Below are 14275 nucleotides of genomic sequence, written 5' to 3' on the forward strand. Positions count from 1 at the left end.
CACCCCGGCCCCCTCCAGCTCCCGCAGCGCGACCGACAGCGCCGTCATCCGGTCCCGCACCTCCACGTCCACCCGGCGGGCCTCCCGGTCCACCCGGGGCTCCCCGTCACCCAGGCGGGCCAGCAGCCGCACCGCCCCGACCAGGTCGCCGGTGTCGCGCACCACGACCTCCAGGCGGTCGCCGCCGCTCACCGCCTTCACCTGCTCCGGGGTGCCCTCGGCGACCACCCGGCCCGCGTCCAGCACGGTGATCCGGTGCGCGAGGCGATCGGCCTCCTCCAGGTACTGGGTGGTCAGCAGCACCGTGGTGCCGGCCGCCACGAGGTGCCGCACCGCGTCCCACATCCGGTTGCGGCTGCGCGGGTCCAGGCCGGTGGTGGGCTCGTCCAGGAACAGCACCTCCGGCACCCGCACCAGGCTCACGGCCAGGTCCAGGCGCCTTCGCATCCCGCCGGACCAGGTGCCGGCCGACCGGTTGGCGGCGTCGGTGAGTTCGTACTCCTCCAGCAGTTCATCGGCCCGGCGCCGTGCCCGGCGGTGCCCCAGCTTCGCCAGTCGGCCGAACATCACCAGGTTCTGCCGGCCGCTCAGCGTCTCGTCCACCGCCGCGTACTGGCCGGTCAGCGCGATCCGGGCCCGTACCCCCTCCGGCTCGCGCGCCACGTCGTACCCGCACACCAGCGCCCGACCGCCGTCCGCGCGCAACAGCCCGGTGAGCACCCGCACCGTCGTCGTCTTGCCCGATCCGTTGGGCCCCAGCAGGCCGTGCACCGTGCCGGCCCGCACCCGCAGGTCCAGGCCGCGCAGCGCCTCGTGTCCCCGGAACCGCTTGCGCAGCCCCTCGGCACGGATCGCGGCCCCCGCCCCCGTCCCCGGGTCCGGCGGCGCGTGCGCCGTTGTCGCCTCGGTCATCCCCATCACCCCAAACCGTGTACGTCGTACACTTTGGTATACACCATACACTATTTTGGGGTGTGCGCGACCGTCCGGCGGGAACAGCCGCCTAGGATGGGCGCGACCGGACGCCGACGAACGCCGACGGACGGCCACCGATCGGGACACGAGAGCGAGGCGGCGAACATGGGCTCCCCCGGCACCGGCGGGCGCGGCCCCGCCCACACCCTCGACCTGCTGTGGGGCACCGTCCGACCGGGCCGGCGCGGTCCCCGGGGCGGCCTGAGCGTCGAGGCGGTGGTGCGCGCGGCGATGGACCTCGCCGACGCCGAGGGCCTGGCCGCCGTCTCCATGCGCCGGGTCGCCGAATCCCTGGACGTCACCACCATGTCCCTGTACCGGTACGTCCCCGGCAAGGACGACCTGTGCGACCTCATGCTCGACGCCGCCTCCGGCACCCCCGACACCGCCGATTGGCCGGACGACTGGCGGGGCGCGCTGGAGCACCTCGCCCGCGACATGCGAGCCCTCTTCCGACGCCGACCATGGGTCCTGGAGATCCCCATCAGCGGCCCACCCCTGGGCCCCAACAACCTGGCCTGGATGGAGGCCGGACTCGCCGCGATGCGGGACACCGCCCTCGACACGGGCGAGCGGATCCGCCTGCTGATGCTCCTCACCGGACACGTCCGCTCCGAGGGACAGCGCGATCTGTCCATGGAACGGGCCGGCGCCCGCACCGGCGTCGCGCCGCGGGAGTGGGGCCGGGTCTACGGGGAGATGCTGGGTCGCGTCCTGGCCGACGAACGCTTCCCCACCCTCGCCCGGCACGTGCGCGAGGGCATGTTCGACAGCCCTCCGAACGCCGACCCCGAGGAGGACTTCGAGGCCGGCCTCGCCCTCCTCCTCGACGGCGTCGAGGCCCTGCTCGCCCGCCGCGCCGCCGCCGGTGACGACGAGGGCCCTGCGACCGGCTGAGCGGCCCGGCCGGGCCGCCGCCTTCGCCGACCACTACGTCCGGGCCCGGGCCGGCGACGACGACGCCCTGGCCGCCTTCGGTCCCCGCGACGGCCGCCCCACCGGCCCCTGATCCGCCGCCGGGCACGGGCTCGAGCCGGGGTCAGCGGGCCGACACGGTTTCCACCCCGGCGCCCGGGACCCCGGCGTCCACCGGGAAGCCGGGGTGGACTTCCGTTCGATCCGAGGGATTACGGCTCCTCGCCGAAGACGCGCCGGAATGCCTCGGCATGGAGGACGCCGGCCTCCCGGCCCCGGGCCCGCCGTGCGCGGGAGGCGAGCAGTGCGCGCCGCTCCTCCGGGTCCAGTGCGTCAATCGGGACTTCCCGCACCACCGGTGACCATCCCCGGGCGACGGGAGACCCCGGTTCCCCGGTGGCGGCTCCGCCCCGAATGCCGGAGGTGTCGATTTCCATCACGGGAAAAGTGTGCCCGCCCGCGCCCGCTTCTCCTCCCGCCCGGGCCGGGCCGTGCTCCGTCTCCACTCGGAGACCACCGGCCTTCGTCCCGTAACCGTCAACCCGCCTTACCACCTGAAAGAGCGAAGCCGCTTTCCGGCTTCCCCCGAGGTTCGTGGAAGTCCGCCCCCATCGATGAACCCCTCGAAGGCCCGAAACCCCGGGGGACAGCGGCGAGAGGGGGTGTCGTCATCCCTGTCCGCCGTTTTCGGCCCGGGTTGAACCCTCCCGAGCGGAGTGGTCCGTCCCGGGGTGGGGAATCCGAGGTTCGGGGCCTCACGCGGACAGGCCGGAGGCGGGGTCGTCGGCCTCGCCCGGGGCGGTGCGGGCCGCGCGGGTCTGCCGGGCGCCGATCCACCACTTGAACGGGAGGATCAGGGCCCACAACAGCATCCCCGCACCGGGCGAGAGCAGGGCGAGCGGGATCGACGCGGCGAAGAGCGCGGCCGTGGCCCCCATGTCCAGCACCGCCAATCCCACCATGTCGCCCGGCACGCCGGGACGGGCACGTTTCCGGGAGGACGACTCGGCGACCGTTTCGGGCGCCCGGGCCCGGCGGGCCCGCCACAACAGGGCCAGGTGCACCCCGTTGATCGCCGCCACCGCCGCCGCGTACAGCACGACGGCCACCGACTCGGTGCCCCCGTACTCCGCGAGCAGGGCGGTGGGAAAAGGCACGAGGGCGATCAACCCCAGGCCGAGCAGAACGAGGTGGACCGCCCCCGAGTCCAACCGGGGGAGGACCGTCAGCACGTAGTGCTGGTCACGCCAGAACTGCGCCAGCACCGCGAAGCTCAGCGCGTAGGCGCCGAGGTTGGGCAGGGTGTCGCGCAGTTCGGCGTGGAACGTCTCGGCGGACAGGCCCGGCGGCACCGACAGGTCGAGGACCAGCAGGGTCATGGCGATGGCGAACACGCCGTCGGACAGGGCCGCGAGCCGCGCCCCGCCCCGATCGGGTCTCCCGGGGGGCGTCGGCGTATCGTCCACGCCGTCACGGTAGGACCGGCCGGCGGCCCGGGCCCGCCCCCACCGGCGGACGCGCGCACCGCACCACCCGAACGGTGGGCGGGTGGGGGAGTCCCCCGGCGACGCCCCTCGGGCCACGCGACGGGCCTCCACCCGTTCTCGACGTGCGAGGAGAGAGCCCCTCCCGGGCGCGGGATCCGCCTCTCAGGAACGGTCGCCGGGGGTGGGGACGGCACCGAGCGACGTCATCAACCCCATCACATCGGAGACGACCCAGTACTCGGCGAGGCGGTCGCCGGCCACGCGGAAGAGGTCCTGTCCGACGAACGAGACCCGGGTGCCGGCGGGCGCCGTGGCACCGGGAAGGCCTCCCCGGTAGGTGCCGTGGAAGGTCCACCGCGCGGCGACCATGTCCGACCCGAGGACCGGGCCGGCGTCCAGGGTCGTGTCGATGTCGGAGAAGAGGTCCCGGGTGCGTCGGATCTGCTCCACGGCCTCATCCGGGCCGTGCACGTCGAGCTCGGGCCAGTGGCCCCTGAAGTCCGGGGCGAGGATGTCATCGGCGACCGCGAGGTCACCCCGCCACAGGTCGAAGAGCCAACGGTGATACAGGCTTTCGGGATGCGTCATCCCCTCATGGTGCACATCCCCGACCCGGGGGCCACGACGGACACGGCGGGGCGCTGTTCCCCACCGGGCGGTCACAAGGACCCGTCCCCGCCGATCTCGTCCATGAGCATCCGCAGGGTCAGGGAGTGCTTCTCGGCAGGAAGTCGATCGAGGGCGGAGCGGGGGTACGCGGTGCCGCCCGTCCGGTCCCCGGCCCGCTCCTCCACCCACGGGGGGACACACGCACCGCGCCCCGAACGGTGGGCGGGCGGGAGTGTCCGTCGGCGGCCCGGCGAGGGGTGACTGCCCCTCTTCACGCCTCGCCGAAGGACGCGCCGGGGAGACAGCATGCGCGCGCTCGGTCAATACGGAAACGCTCTCACGAAGGGTGAGGGCGTTTGGCTACAAGGAAGTACTCGATGAACACCTCGATGCCAAAGGCCGATCCTGTGGCGAGCGTGCCGCTTGTCACCGACCCCAACGTCTTCAACCGGTTTTCCGCAACCTCACGCGCAGTCATGGCCAACGCGGTGGCGCCTCGTTTGTTCAGTGAGCGGGATATCTCCGAGGCGTACTTGACCACCGGGGTGGGTTGAACCGGGGCGCTTATCGGATGGGTCAGCAACAAGAGGGCGAATACCTGCGCTTCACCGCCACCCGCCTCGCAAGCCTTGGCCAGATCTTCCTCCACCTTCTGCCCGTACTTTTCGACGGTTTTCCGTCCCGCCCCGTCAAAGTCGCAGGTATAGGCAGCCTTCATCTCTACGACAGCCAAGGCCTTGTGGCCGTTCTCCCGGAGAACGGCCAGATCGGCACGTGCACGGTTCCTCTTGGCCCCCGGACACGTCCGCCTGCGTGGGTATGGTGACATCCACTCGCGTGCGATGACACATCCGGTTAGCTGCGTTGTGCAGGATCCAGGCCAGCCGGTCGCGTATCGGGTGCTCAGGCTTTGAAGTGAGGGCCAGGTAAGCAAGTTCTCCGGGGGCGAAAGTCCTGCTCGCCTTGACGGGGAACCGTGTGAGAGTATCGGCGGATATATCAACCCTCCCCGCATTATCGTGACGGGTGAGGATGTCGGTGGTTCTTCCCGAAAATTTTCTTGTCACGGAGACCCGTCCCCGCCGATCTCGTCCATGAGCATCCGCAGGGTCAGGGAGTGCTTCTCGGGAGGAAGTCGTTCGAGGGCGGAGCGGGCGTACGCGGTGCCGCCCGTCCGGTCCCCGGCCCGGGCGAGCATCAGCCCGCGATGCATCTCCAGGTGCGTGGCGAACCTCGGCAGCGACTCCGGCAACTCCCGATGAGCCGCCTCCTGTGCCTCCACCGCCCGCTTCTCCTCACCCAGTCGGGCGAGGAGCAGGGACATGAAGACGTTCATGCGCCACCAGGGCACCGCGTAGTCGCTGGTTTGTTCTCCCGAACCCGTGGCGTCGAAAACGCGCAGACCCTCCTCCATGAGGCTCAGGGCGGTGGCCCGATCCCCTCGGATGGCTGCCGCGTGGGCCTTGCCCATGATCGCGTTCAACAGCCCGAGAGAGGGTTTGTCGCTGATCGCCATGGCCTGATCGGCGAGCACGTCGGCCACGCCGAGAGACGCCCCCTCGTAGCCGAGGGCGATGGCCGCACGGCCCCGCACCCACACCCGGGCCCGGTCGTCCCCGGACTCGTCCGCCGCCCGGGCGGCCATGCGGTACCACGTCACGGCCTGCGAGCCGTCCGACCCCGGAAAGGTTTTGGCGTAGAGCGTCATCAGTCGTGAGGCCACCGACCACAGCCGGGGATCGTCGAGTTGCTGTTGCACCACAACCAGTTCCCCCGAGACTCGGCGTCGGATGTCGCCGGCTCCGAGGCTCATGTACTCCGTGCCGTACGCCGCCAGTTTCTCCTCCCAGTCGTCCGGACCGGGGCCGCCGCGAAGCCGGGCGGCGAAGCCCGTGAGGAGAAGGTCGGAGGCGACCACGGGGGCTATGGCGCCGGCAGCCGCGTCACCAAGGAACTTCCGTCGCTTCACTTCACCCTCCAGTACGGCCAGGGGCACATCGAGCACAGCCGAGAGGCATCGCAGGTAGAACGGGCCGGGCGCCACTTTGGAACGCTCCCACCTGCTGATGTACTCCCGGGTGAGGTTCGTGTCGAACGCGCGGTTCAGCTCCGAGGCGAGGCGGCCCTGACTCCATCCCCGCGCTTCCCGTAGGTCCTTGATCAGACACCCGATGGTCATGCGTTCATCCTGCCCCCGACCAGCTTACGGAAAGAGCGCGCACGGTGACAGCGGGTTGATTGCCCCTATGGATGCCCCTGGTGCCCCGGCGGAGTCCCCGCGAAAGTGAAGTCACTACTCATGGCTCACAGGAGCGACACTCATGGTTACTTTCGGGTTGCTCGACGGCACCTCCGGGATGGTGGCACCACGGAGGGACATCCCCACATCGATCCGCCTCGACCCCACCACCGATGGTTCCCTCCTGGACGAGCGGTACGAGGCGCTGAGGCGGCGGGTGCTGGAGCACCTGCGGGTTCTCGGCGAGGGCGCGGGAAGCCGGGCGGGTGGTGCGCGACCGGTGGCGGTCCCCGCCGGTTACTGGTGCGAGGCGGTGGCCCGGTGCGCCGACGGGGAGGGGGAGTGGCTGCTCGCCGGCCACTGCGCCGAGCACCCGACGGAGGCGCTGCGCTGGTTGCGCGACCGGGCCCGGCGGCTGGCCGACGCCCTGGACCCGCCGTGGACGGGCGAACTCCCCGCCCCGGAGCACGGTGGCTCCGGGGCCGGGTGGTTCCTCCGGTGTTGGTTGGGCGATCGGCGGCGACAGGCCGCGCAGGTAGCCGTGCTGACGGCCGGTCGGTGGGTCGGGGTCGACGGGGTCGGGACGGACCGGGTGTGCGGAGGGCGTGAGGTCGAGGTCCGTTACACCCTCTCCTGCCGTCCGCTCCCGGTCCTCCGGAGGTGGGGCGACCCCGTGTCGGGGCTCCTCCGATGACCGGGCTTCACCGGGCCTCGGCATCCGTCGTCCCTCCCTCCCCTGCCGGAGCGGCGTCGCTGCGGGGAGGTGTGACGGGAACCGTGGGGTGTGCCGGAAGGAGCCGGGGCGCGTCGGCCCGTGGGCCGCCGACTCACCTCATGCCCCGGGTCACCACACCGTTCGTGAACCATCCGATCACCGAGAAGGAGAAGAGACATGACGATCACGCACGCGGAGCAGGTCACGGAGACGAGCCTCATCGATCCCGACCTCCGGGCACAGCTCATCGCGGATGTGCGCAGCGGTTGGCCCGACCTCACCGACGACATGGGTGAGCGTGGGGTGAACCAGATGGTGGCCTTCCTGGCCACCGGCGCCCGCACCACCGAGGTGCTGACCCCCTCACGGCGGGTGGATGAGTTCTGGCACCGGTTCATCCTGCGGACGCGGGAGTACGCCGCGTTCTGCGAGGCGTTGGGAGCCGGTTTCATCCATCATGTTCCCGAGCCCGCCGGGCAGGTCGCCCCGGTTGGGGGACGTGCCGCCATGGAGCGGACCACGACCGCGATCGCGGCGGCCGGGTTCGTCCTCGACGCCGAGTTCTGGCCCGGCCCGGCCACGGCGGAGTGCCACCAGTGCCATGCCGGATGCGCCGACAGCCCTGTTGGGAAGTAGGCACTCACCCGGACGGTGCGGCTCGCCCGGCGACCGCCGGGCGGGCTCAACCGGTGAAACCGAGATGGAAGGCGCATGACCGACTCCCGCAGTGCCGCATGGGACGCGTACGCCCGCCGCAAATCCCCGCGACGCCGGACGAACGCCAGGGGGGAGACGACGTGGTTCAACTGGACCCAGTACCCGGACCACGGCCCCGGCACCGAGGTGCTGGCCGTCGGGTCCGGGGATCACGTGCTCGATTTGGGCTGCGGAACGGGGGGCAACGCGGCACATCTGGCGACGCTCGGTGTGCGGGCCGTCGGCGTCGACTTGTCGGCCGCCCGGCTCGCCGGGGCGCGTGAGCGGTGGGCGGATGCGGAGGGGATGGAACTGCACCGGGGCGATGCCCTGGCCTTCCTCGCCGCCGCCACCACTCCGTACCGGGCGATCTACTCGGTGTTCGGCGCGGCGTACTTCACCGAGCCCCGCCTGATGCTCCCCGCTGTCCACGGGCGTCTCGTCCCCGGCGGGGTCTTCGCCCTCTCGCAGTATCCGCCGGTGGAGGGGTGTTACGGCTGCCAGGCGTCGTACATCCCGCGCGGATTCGACGAGGACCCGGCGATCGTCAAACGGTGGGACCACCCGCCGGAGAGCTGGATCGCGATGCTGGAGGAGCACGGCTTCCGGGACGTGACCGCCGGTGTCCTCCCCGCCCCGGCGCGCGGTCGGCGCCGCATCGGCACCCTGTTGGTGCGGGGGGTGCGTGTCTGAGGGAGACCCCTCCGGGGAGACACGCCCGGGCCGGGCCGGTGTGACGGATGTGACGACGAAGCCCCGGCCGGGAGGCCGGGGCTTCGTCCCGTGACATCGGAGCCGCGCGGGCGCCGGGAGGGCCGCCGGGCGGCGAACGGTGTCGGTTACGGCAGGTTGCGGGCCATGACGATCCGCTGGACCTGGTTGGTGCCCTCGTAGATCTGCGTGATCTTCGCGTCGCGCATCATGCGCTCCACCGGGTAGTCGCGGGTGAAGCCGTACCCGCCGAGGAGCTGCACCGCGTCGGTGGTGATCTCCATCGCGGCGTCGGAGGCGTAGCACTTGGCCGCCGCGCCGAAGAAGGTCAGCTGCTCGTCGGAGCCCTTCCCGGTGCCGATCGAGACCCGCTCGGAGCGGGCCGCCGCCGCGTAGGTCAGCTGGCGGGCCGCCTCCAGCTTCATCGCCATGTCGGCGAGCATGAACTGCACGCCCTGGAAGTCGCCCACCGGCTTGCCGAACTGCTTGCGCTCGCGCACGTAGCCCTTGGCGTAGTCCAGGGCGCCCTGCGCGATGCCCAGCGCCTGGGCGGCGATGGTGATGCGGGTGTGGTCCAGGGTCTGCATGGCGGTGGCGAAACCGGTGCCCTCGCCGCCGATCATGCGGTCCGCGGGGACGCGGACGTTGTCCAGGTAGACCTCGCGGGTGGGGGAGCCCTTGATGCCGAGCTTCTTCTCGGGGGCCCCGAAGGAGACGCCCTCGTCGCCCTTCTCCACCACGAAGGCGGAGATGCCCTTCGAGCGCTTCTCCGGGTCGGTGACGGCCATCACGGTGTAGTACTCCGAGACGCCCGCGTTGGTGATCCAGCGCTTCACGCCGTTGAGCACCCAGTGGTCCCCGTCGCGCACGGCGCGGGTCTTCATACCGGCCGCGTCCGAGCCGGCGTCGGGCTCGGAGAGGCAGTAGGAGAACATCGCGTCGCCCTTGGCGAGCGGCCCGAGGTACTTCTTCTTCAGATCCTCGCCGCCGGAGAGGATCACCGGCAGCGAGCCCAGCTTGTTGACCGCCGGGATCAGCGAGGAGGAGGCGCACACCCGGGCGATCTCCTCGATGACGATGACGGTGGCCAGGGCGTCCGCGCCGGCGCCGCCGTACGCCTCGGGGACGTGGACGGCGTGCAGGTCGTTGGCGACCAGGGCGTCCAGCGCCTCCTGCGGGAAGCGGGCCTCCTCGTCGACGGCGGCGGCGTGCGGGGCGATCTTCGCCTCGGCGAGCGCGCGCACCGACTCGCGGAGCATCTCGTGCTCCTCCGCCGGTCGGTACAGGTCGAAGTCTGCGGCTCCTGCCACGGCTCTCACTCCCCGGGAGATGTTCATGCTAGTGACCGTTAAGTAACCTGATTCTAGGAGGTCGGCCGGGACGGGGACAGGTGAGTTCGCCGACATCTCCGCGGTCTATGCTCGTGCGGCGCACACCCGATCGCATGTCCGGGAGACCACATGACCGCGTCCGCCACCCCCTCGCCCGAGGTCCCCGAGGTTCCGGGGCTTCCGGGGGAGTCCGGTGTCGTTCCCACTCCCTCGGCGCCCTCGGCGATCGACGCACTGCCCGACGAGGCCACCCGTGTCGCCCCCCGGATCACGGTCATCGGCACCGGATACCTCGGTGCCACGCACGCGGCGGCCATGGCGGAGCTGGGCTTCGAGGTGCTGGGCCTGGACGTGGTGCCGGAGAAGGTGGAGTTGCTCTCCCGGGGTCGGGTGCCGATGTACGAGCCCGGCCTGGAGGAGCTGCTGCGCCGGCACGCGGCCGGTGTCGAGGGTTCGACCGGCCGGCTGCGCTTCACCACCTCCTGGCGGGAGGTGGCGGACTTCGGCGACGTCCACTTCGTGTGCGTGAACACTCCGCAGCGGCACGGCGAGTACGCCTGTGACATGTCTTACGTGGACGCCGCGATCGACTCCCTCGCCCCGCTGCTGGAGCGTCCCGCGCTGGTGGTCGGCAAGTCCACCGTGCCGGTGGGCAGCGCGGCCCGGTTGGCCGACCGGCTGCGGGAGCTGGCCCCGGCGGGCCCCGGGGTGGAGCTGGCGTGGAACCCGGAGTTCCTGCGCGAGGGCTTCGCGGTCGAGGACACCCTGCACCCGGACCGGGTCGTGATCGGTGTCGAGCCCGGCGGCCGGGCGGAGGAGCTGCTGCGCCGGGTGTACGCCACGCCGATCGCGGAGGGTTCGCCGTTCGTGGTGACCGACCGGCCGACCGCCGAGCTGGTGAAGACGGCCGCGAACGCCTTCCTGGCGACGAAGATCTCCTTCATCAACGCCATGGCCGAGGTGTGCGAGGCGGCCGACGGCGACGTGGTGCGGCTGGCCGAGGCCATAGGGCACGACGACCGGATCGGCGCCAAGTTCCTGCGCGCCGGGATCGGGTTCGGCGGCGGCTGCCTGCCCAAGGACATCCGGGCCTTCATGGCCCGCGCGGGCGAGCTGGGCGTGGACCAGGCGCTGACCTTCCTGCGCGAGGTGGACTCGGTCAACATGCGCCGCCGCGCGCACATGGTGGAGCTGACCCGGCAGGCGGTGGGCGGCTCGATCCTCGGCACCCGGATCGGCGTGCTGGGCGCGGCCTTCAAGCCGGACTCCGACGACGTGCGGGACTCGCCGGCCCTGAACATCGCCGGTCAGCTGCACCTCCAGGGGGCGCAGGTGACCGTGCACGACCCGAAGGCGACGGAGAACGCCCGGCGGCTCTTCCCGACCCTGACCTACGCGGGGAGCGCGGAGGAGGCGGTGCGCGGCGCGGATGTGGTGCTGCACCTCACCGAGTGGCGCGAGTACCGGGAGCTGGACCCGGCCGCGCTGGGGGAGGCGGTGGCGCACCGTCGGATGCTGGACGGGCGCAACACCCTGGACCCGGAGGTGTGGCGGAAGGCCGGCTGGACCTACCGGGCGCTGGGCCGCCCGACGGTCTGATCGGTGCGGGTCCCGGGGCGGCCCGGGGCCCGGCGCGGTGCGGGGGAGGCGGTGATAGCCGTCCCCTCGGGGCCGGGAGGTCGCCGGGCCGCCGGGCGCGGGGACGGAAGAGCCCGTCGTCCCGCGGACCCCCGCGGGGGTCCGCGGGACGACGGGCCGGAAGGAAGGACGGGACCGGGCGCGGAGTCCGGTCAGGGGCCGGCGGGAGAGCCGGCGGCCGGATCAGGCCGCGGCGCCGAGGCCCTCTTTGACGGCGGCGCGCCAGGCGGCGTAGAGACGGCCGAGTTCGGCGCGCTCGGCGGCGCCCCAGGGACGGGACCCGTGCCGGCGCACATAGTCGCGGATGGCTTCGTTCGCCGCTGCCGCGTCGGTGGTCGCAGCGGTCGTCCGGGGCCCGGTGGGGCCGCTCGGAAGCGATGCGGATTCGGTCGGCATGTCTTCGAGGTTAAACCCCGGCACCGACACGAATCGTCGATTCACGGTGCGACTTCCCTCACGTCCGTTCGGGTGATGGACGTGCCCCGACCGGCCCTTACGGTCTTCCGGCGGGTCCTCAGCCGTCGCGCCGGCGGGCCCGGTAGGCCCGCATCTTGGCCCGGCTGCCGCACACCCGCATGGAGCACCACCGGCGACGACCTGCCGGACTGCGGTCGTAGTAGGCCCATCGGCAGTCCGTCGCCTCGCACGCCTTCAGGCGTCGCCAGCTCCCCTCCCGCACGCCCTCCGCGACGGCGGCGGCGACGCGGGCCGTGACGAAGGACACCCCCCGCAGGTGGTCCACGGGCACCAGATCGGCGGCGCCCCCGGGGCCCACGCGCAACAGCAGGGGGCCGGCGCCCAGCAGTCGGTTGAGTTCGGCGGTCGGGTCGGCCGCGGAGCCGTTCGCGGCGCCGGCACCGGTCCGGGCGGGGACGGCGGTCGTCGGGAGGTGCCCGGCGTGGACCAGCAGGACGGCGCGCAGGGCTTCCCGGAGCCGGGCGAGTTCGGTGATCTCCCCGGCGGGCAGGCGCGGTAGGCAGTGGCGTTCGAGGAACTCCGCCGTGTCCCCGGGCGATGCCAGGACATCCCGGCCCGACTCCACGTCCAGGGTGTTCACCAGCTCCTGGACCAGGGCCAGTCCGCCCGGGGCGTTGTCCGCGCTCACGCCTCCCACGGTACCGGTTGCGCCGTTACCTCATGGTGGGGATGATGGGGTAACTCATTGCCTCATCAGGGCGAGCAGGGGTAACGATGGTTCGTGAAGCGAGTGGGAGAGGGCGTGAGGTGTCGTGGCCATCGCGACGATGGGAATCACCGTGCTGGACTGTCCGGACCCGAAAGAACTGGCCGACTTCTACGCGGCCGTCCTGGACGGCACCGTCGAGGGCGGCCCGGGGGACGAGTGGGTGACGGTGAGCACCCCGGACGGCGCGAAGCGCCTGGGATTCCAGCGCTCGGAGGGCTACCGGCCGCCGGAGTGGCCCTCCACCGAGCACGGGCAGCAGCTTCACCTGGACCTCTACGTGCCCCGGGACCGGATCGACGAGGCCGAGCGGCAGGTCATCGACCTCGGCGCCCGCCCGGTGCGGGGCGATGACGACGGCAAGCTGGACTTCCGGGTCTACCTCGACCCGGTCGGCCACCCCTTCTGCCTCTGCACCTGCTGACGCGAACCCCGGAACGCCGCGACGCGCGGTTCCCACCCCCGTTCGGAGGGAGGGGAACCGCGCGTCGCGGCGTTCCCGGAGAGGGTTTCCCGGAGCGCGGGGGGAACGGGCCCCTCAGTCGTCGGTGACGGTGATCGGCTGGTCCCGGCGCACCTGCTCGAAGAGCTGGGCGGCCCGCTCCTCGTCCCACAGCACCGCCGACCCCTTGTCGGTGGAGAAGCCGGGGTTGGCGACCGGCACGTTCATCTGCGTGCCGCCCGACCCCTGCACCCCGCGCAGCGCCAGGAACATCTGCGCCAGTCGGAAGGGACCCATCGACTCGTCCACCACCAGCGACTCCAGGCTGGCACCCATCGTCGGGTAGAGACGGAAGGGGTTGAGCAGGGTGCTCGGTGAGGCCACCTGGTCGCCGAGCGCGCCCAGGAACTTCTGCTGGTTCTTCGTCCTGCCCAGGTCGCCCATGGCCTCCTGGTAGCGCTGCCGCACGAAGGCCAGGGACTCCGGACCGTTCAGCGTCTGGCAGCCCTCGGCGAAGTCCGCGCCGGAGTTCTTGTCCTGGATCGGGGCGTCGAAGCACATCTCCACGCCACCCAGCGCGTCCACCACGTTGGCGAAGCCGCCGAAACCGATCTCCGCGTAGTGGTCGATGCGCAGGCCCGTGTTGTGCTCCACGGTGCGCACCAGCAGTTCCGGCCCCTCGATGGCGTAGGCGGCGTTCAGCTTGTGCTGCTGCTCGGGGATCCGGTTCCCGGAGGACGAGCCGGTGAACTCGGGGATGGTCACCCACGAGTCGCGCGGCAGGCTGATCAGCGAGCTGCCGTGGTCACCGGTGTGCAGGATCATGATCGTGTCAGCCCGGGAGCCCTCGGCGTTCCCGGTGCGCATCTCCCGGCGCTCCTCCGCGCTCAGGCCCTCGCGGCTGTCGGTGCCCACGATCAGGTACGTGGTGCCGCGTCCGCTCTCGGGCCGCTGCTCCACGGCGGCGAGGTCCACCTCGCGACGCATCTTGGAGTCCGCCCAGAAGTAGGTGCCGACGCCGAGCACCAGCACCAGCAGGATCAGGAGTATCAAGCCGCGCTTTATTCGCTGTCCCACGCCCGCCCGCCCCCGGTACCCGTCGTCGTATCCGTCGTATCCGTCGCGACCCCCGTGGCCGCGGTCGTCGTACCGGTTGTCATAGTGGTCGTCCCGGTACCCGGCCCGGTCGTATCCGTCGTCCCGGTACCCGGCCCGCCCGTATCCGTCGTCGGGGTGGCCGTCGTACCCGCCGTACCCCCCGCGGCTCTGCCGCGGCACCGAGCCGCGCACGTGCGGCATCACCCGTGCCTGTTCCGGATGCGGGGGACCGCGAC

General features: G+C 71.9%; 18 protein-coding genes. 7 read left to right on the forward strand and 11 right to left on the reverse strand.

Features of this window, described 5'->3' with window-relative positions; genetic code table 11:
* The coding region (locus tag FNQ90_RS02800; RefSeq protein ID WP_182604787.1) for an ATP-binding cassette domain-containing protein at positions 1-912 on the reverse strand (912 nt) is incomplete at its 3' end.
* A 96-nt stretch (positions 913-1008) separates the two neighbouring features.
* Between FNQ90_RS02800 and FNQ90_RS02805 the strand changes: the two genes are divergently transcribed.
* Both FNQ90_RS02805 and FNQ90_RS02810 read left to right on the forward strand, forming a co-directional pair.
* Entirely contained in the window at positions 1009-1872 is an 864-nt protein-coding gene (locus FNQ90_RS02805; RefSeq protein WP_182604788.1) for a TetR/AcrR family transcriptional regulator, read from the forward strand.
* Positions 1844-1984 carry a hypothetical protein gene (locus FNQ90_RS02810; RefSeq protein ID WP_182604789.1) on the forward strand — a complete coding sequence of 47 codons (141 nt, stop codon included), beginning with the start codon at positions 1844-1846 and terminating at the stop codon, positions 1982-1984. The genes FNQ90_RS02805 and FNQ90_RS02810 overlap by 29 nt, the downstream gene beginning before the upstream one ends.
* 118 nt (positions 1985-2102) lie before the next feature.
* On the opposite strand, the gene FNQ90_RS02815 is transcribed toward FNQ90_RS02810, so the two are convergent.
* From FNQ90_RS02815 to FNQ90_RS02840, 6 genes are all read right to left on the reverse strand, one after another.
* Positions 2103-2246 carry a hypothetical protein gene (locus tag FNQ90_RS02815; RefSeq protein ID WP_182604790.1) on the reverse strand — a complete coding sequence of 48 codons (144 nt, stop codon included), beginning with the start codon at positions 2244-2246 and terminating at the stop codon, positions 2103-2105.
* Positions 2247-2645: 399 nt separating this feature from the next.
* Positions 2646-3356, reverse strand: coding sequence for a TMEM175 family protein (locus FNQ90_RS02820; RefSeq protein WP_323379747.1), 711 nt, complete (start codon positions 3354-3356; stop codon positions 2646-2648).
* Between the two features lie 183 nt (positions 3357-3539).
* Positions 3540-3965, reverse strand: coding sequence for an ester cyclase (locus tag FNQ90_RS02825; protein WP_182604791.1), 426 nt, complete (start codon positions 3963-3965; stop codon positions 3540-3542).
* Positions 3966-4036: 71 nt separating this feature from the next.
* Positions 4037-4171: a hypothetical protein gene (locus FNQ90_RS28010; protein ID WP_267133007.1), complete on the reverse strand. Its 135-nt coding sequence runs from the start codon at positions 4169-4171 to the stop codon at positions 4037-4039.
* 152 nt (positions 4172-4323) lie between these two features.
* Positions 4324-4719, reverse strand: a complete 396-nt coding sequence (locus FNQ90_RS02835; protein ID WP_182604792.1) for a hypothetical protein — start codon at positions 4717-4719, stop codon at positions 4324-4326.
* Positions 4720-5049: 330 nt separating this feature from the next.
* The gene (locus tag FNQ90_RS02840) at positions 5050-6165 is read right to left on the reverse strand and encodes a helix-turn-helix domain-containing protein (protein WP_182604793.1); all 1116 of its coding nucleotides are present in this window, start codon (positions 6163-6165) and stop codon (positions 5050-5052) included.
* Positions 6166-6307: 142 nt separating this feature from the next.
* Here FNQ90_RS02840 and FNQ90_RS02845 point away from each other — a divergent pair, with 142 nt between their 5' ends.
* The 3 genes from FNQ90_RS02845 to FNQ90_RS02855 all read left to right on the forward strand — a co-directional run bounded on the left by FNQ90_RS02845 (position 6308) and on the right by FNQ90_RS02855 (position 8329).
* Positions 6308-6919 carry a hypothetical protein gene (locus tag FNQ90_RS02845; RefSeq protein WP_182604794.1) on the forward strand — a complete coding sequence of 204 codons (612 nt, stop codon included), beginning with the start codon at positions 6308-6310 and terminating at the stop codon, positions 6917-6919.
* A gap of 198 nt (positions 6920-7117) precedes the next feature.
* The gene (locus FNQ90_RS02850) at positions 7118-7576 is read left to right on the forward strand and encodes a glycine-rich domain-containing protein (RefSeq protein WP_182604795.1); all 459 of its coding nucleotides are present in this window, start codon (positions 7118-7120) and stop codon (positions 7574-7576) included.
* Between the two features lie 75 nt (positions 7577-7651).
* Positions 7652-8329 carry a class I SAM-dependent DNA methyltransferase gene (locus FNQ90_RS02855; RefSeq protein WP_182604796.1) on the forward strand — a complete coding sequence of 226 codons (678 nt, stop codon included), beginning with the start codon at positions 7652-7654 and terminating at the stop codon, positions 8327-8329.
* A gap of 146 nt (positions 8330-8475) precedes the next feature.
* On the opposite strand, the gene FNQ90_RS02860 is transcribed toward FNQ90_RS02855, so the two are convergent.
* Complete coding sequence (locus FNQ90_RS02860; RefSeq protein ID WP_182604797.1) at positions 8476-9657, reverse strand: acyl-CoA dehydrogenase family protein; 1182 nt, start codon at positions 9655-9657, stop codon at positions 8476-8478.
* A 150-nt stretch (positions 9658-9807) separates the two neighbouring features.
* Here FNQ90_RS02860 and FNQ90_RS02865 point away from each other — a divergent pair, with 150 nt between their 5' ends.
* On the forward strand, positions 9808-11277 hold the full coding sequence (locus tag FNQ90_RS02865; RefSeq protein WP_182604798.1) for a UDP-glucose dehydrogenase family protein: 1470 nt from the start codon (positions 9808-9810) through the stop codon (positions 11275-11277).
* Between the two features lie 222 nt (positions 11278-11499).
* Here FNQ90_RS02865 and FNQ90_RS02870 read toward each other — a convergent pair whose 3' ends face one another.
* Both FNQ90_RS02870 and FNQ90_RS02875 read right to left on the reverse strand, forming a co-directional pair.
* A complete protein-coding gene (locus tag FNQ90_RS02870; protein ID WP_182604799.1) occupies positions 11500-11757 on the reverse strand; it encodes a hypothetical protein in 258 nt (85 codons plus the stop codon).
* A 73-nt stretch (positions 11758-11830) separates the two neighbouring features.
* Entirely contained in the window at positions 11831-12421 is a 591-nt protein-coding gene (locus FNQ90_RS02875) for a CGNR zinc finger domain-containing protein (RefSeq protein ID WP_182604800.1), read from the reverse strand.
* Positions 12422-12545: 124 nt separating this feature from the next.
* Here FNQ90_RS02875 and FNQ90_RS02880 point away from each other — a divergent pair, with 124 nt between their 5' ends.
* Positions 12546-12923, forward strand: a complete 378-nt coding sequence (locus tag FNQ90_RS02880; protein WP_182604801.1) for a VOC family protein — start codon at positions 12546-12548, stop codon at positions 12921-12923.
* Positions 12924-13037: 114 nt separating this feature from the next.
* Here FNQ90_RS02880 and FNQ90_RS28625 read toward each other — a convergent pair whose 3' ends face one another.
* A complete protein-coding gene (locus FNQ90_RS28625) occupies positions 13038-13766 on the reverse strand; it encodes an LCP family protein (protein WP_407699298.1) in 729 nt (242 codons plus the stop codon).
* Between the last annotated feature and the right edge of the window lie 509 nt (positions 13767-14275).

This window comes from Streptomyces alkaliphilus, from assembly GCF_014141535.1.
Classification (GTDB): domain Bacteria; phylum Actinomycetota; class Actinomycetes; order Streptomycetales; family Streptomycetaceae; genus Streptomyces; species Streptomyces alkaliphilus.

Excerpts from the sequence above, each read along its gene's own strand:
- FNQ90_RS02865 (WP_182604798.1), top strand. The coding sequence starts at position 9,808 with ATGACCGCGTCCGCCACCCCCTCGCCCGAGGTCCCCGAGGTTCCGGGG.
- FNQ90_RS02855 (WP_182604796.1), top strand. The coding sequence starts at position 7,652 with ATGACCGACTCCCGCAGTGCCGCATGGGACGCGTACGCCCGCCGCAAA.
- FNQ90_RS02845 (WP_182604794.1), top strand. The coding sequence starts at position 6,308 with ATGGTTACTTTCGGGTTGCTCGACGGCACCTCCGGGATGGTGGCACCA.
- FNQ90_RS02825 (WP_182604791.1), bottom strand. The coding sequence starts at position 3,965 with ATGACGCATCCCGAAAGCCTGTATCACCGTTGGCTCTTCGACCTGTGG.
- FNQ90_RS02840 (WP_182604793.1), bottom strand. The coding sequence starts at position 6,165 with ATGACCATCGGGTGTCTGATCAAGGACCTACGGGAAGCGCGGGGATGG.
- FNQ90_RS28625 (WP_407699298.1), bottom strand. The coding sequence starts at position 13,766 with ATGATCCTGCACACCGGTGACCACGGCAGCTCGCTGATCAGCCTGCCG.
- FNQ90_RS02805 (WP_182604788.1), top strand. The coding sequence starts at position 1,009 with ATGGGCGCGACCGGACGCCGACGAACGCCGACGGACGGCCACCGATCG.
- FNQ90_RS02850 (WP_182604795.1), top strand. The coding sequence starts at position 7,118 with ATGACGATCACGCACGCGGAGCAGGTCACGGAGACGAGCCTCATCGAT.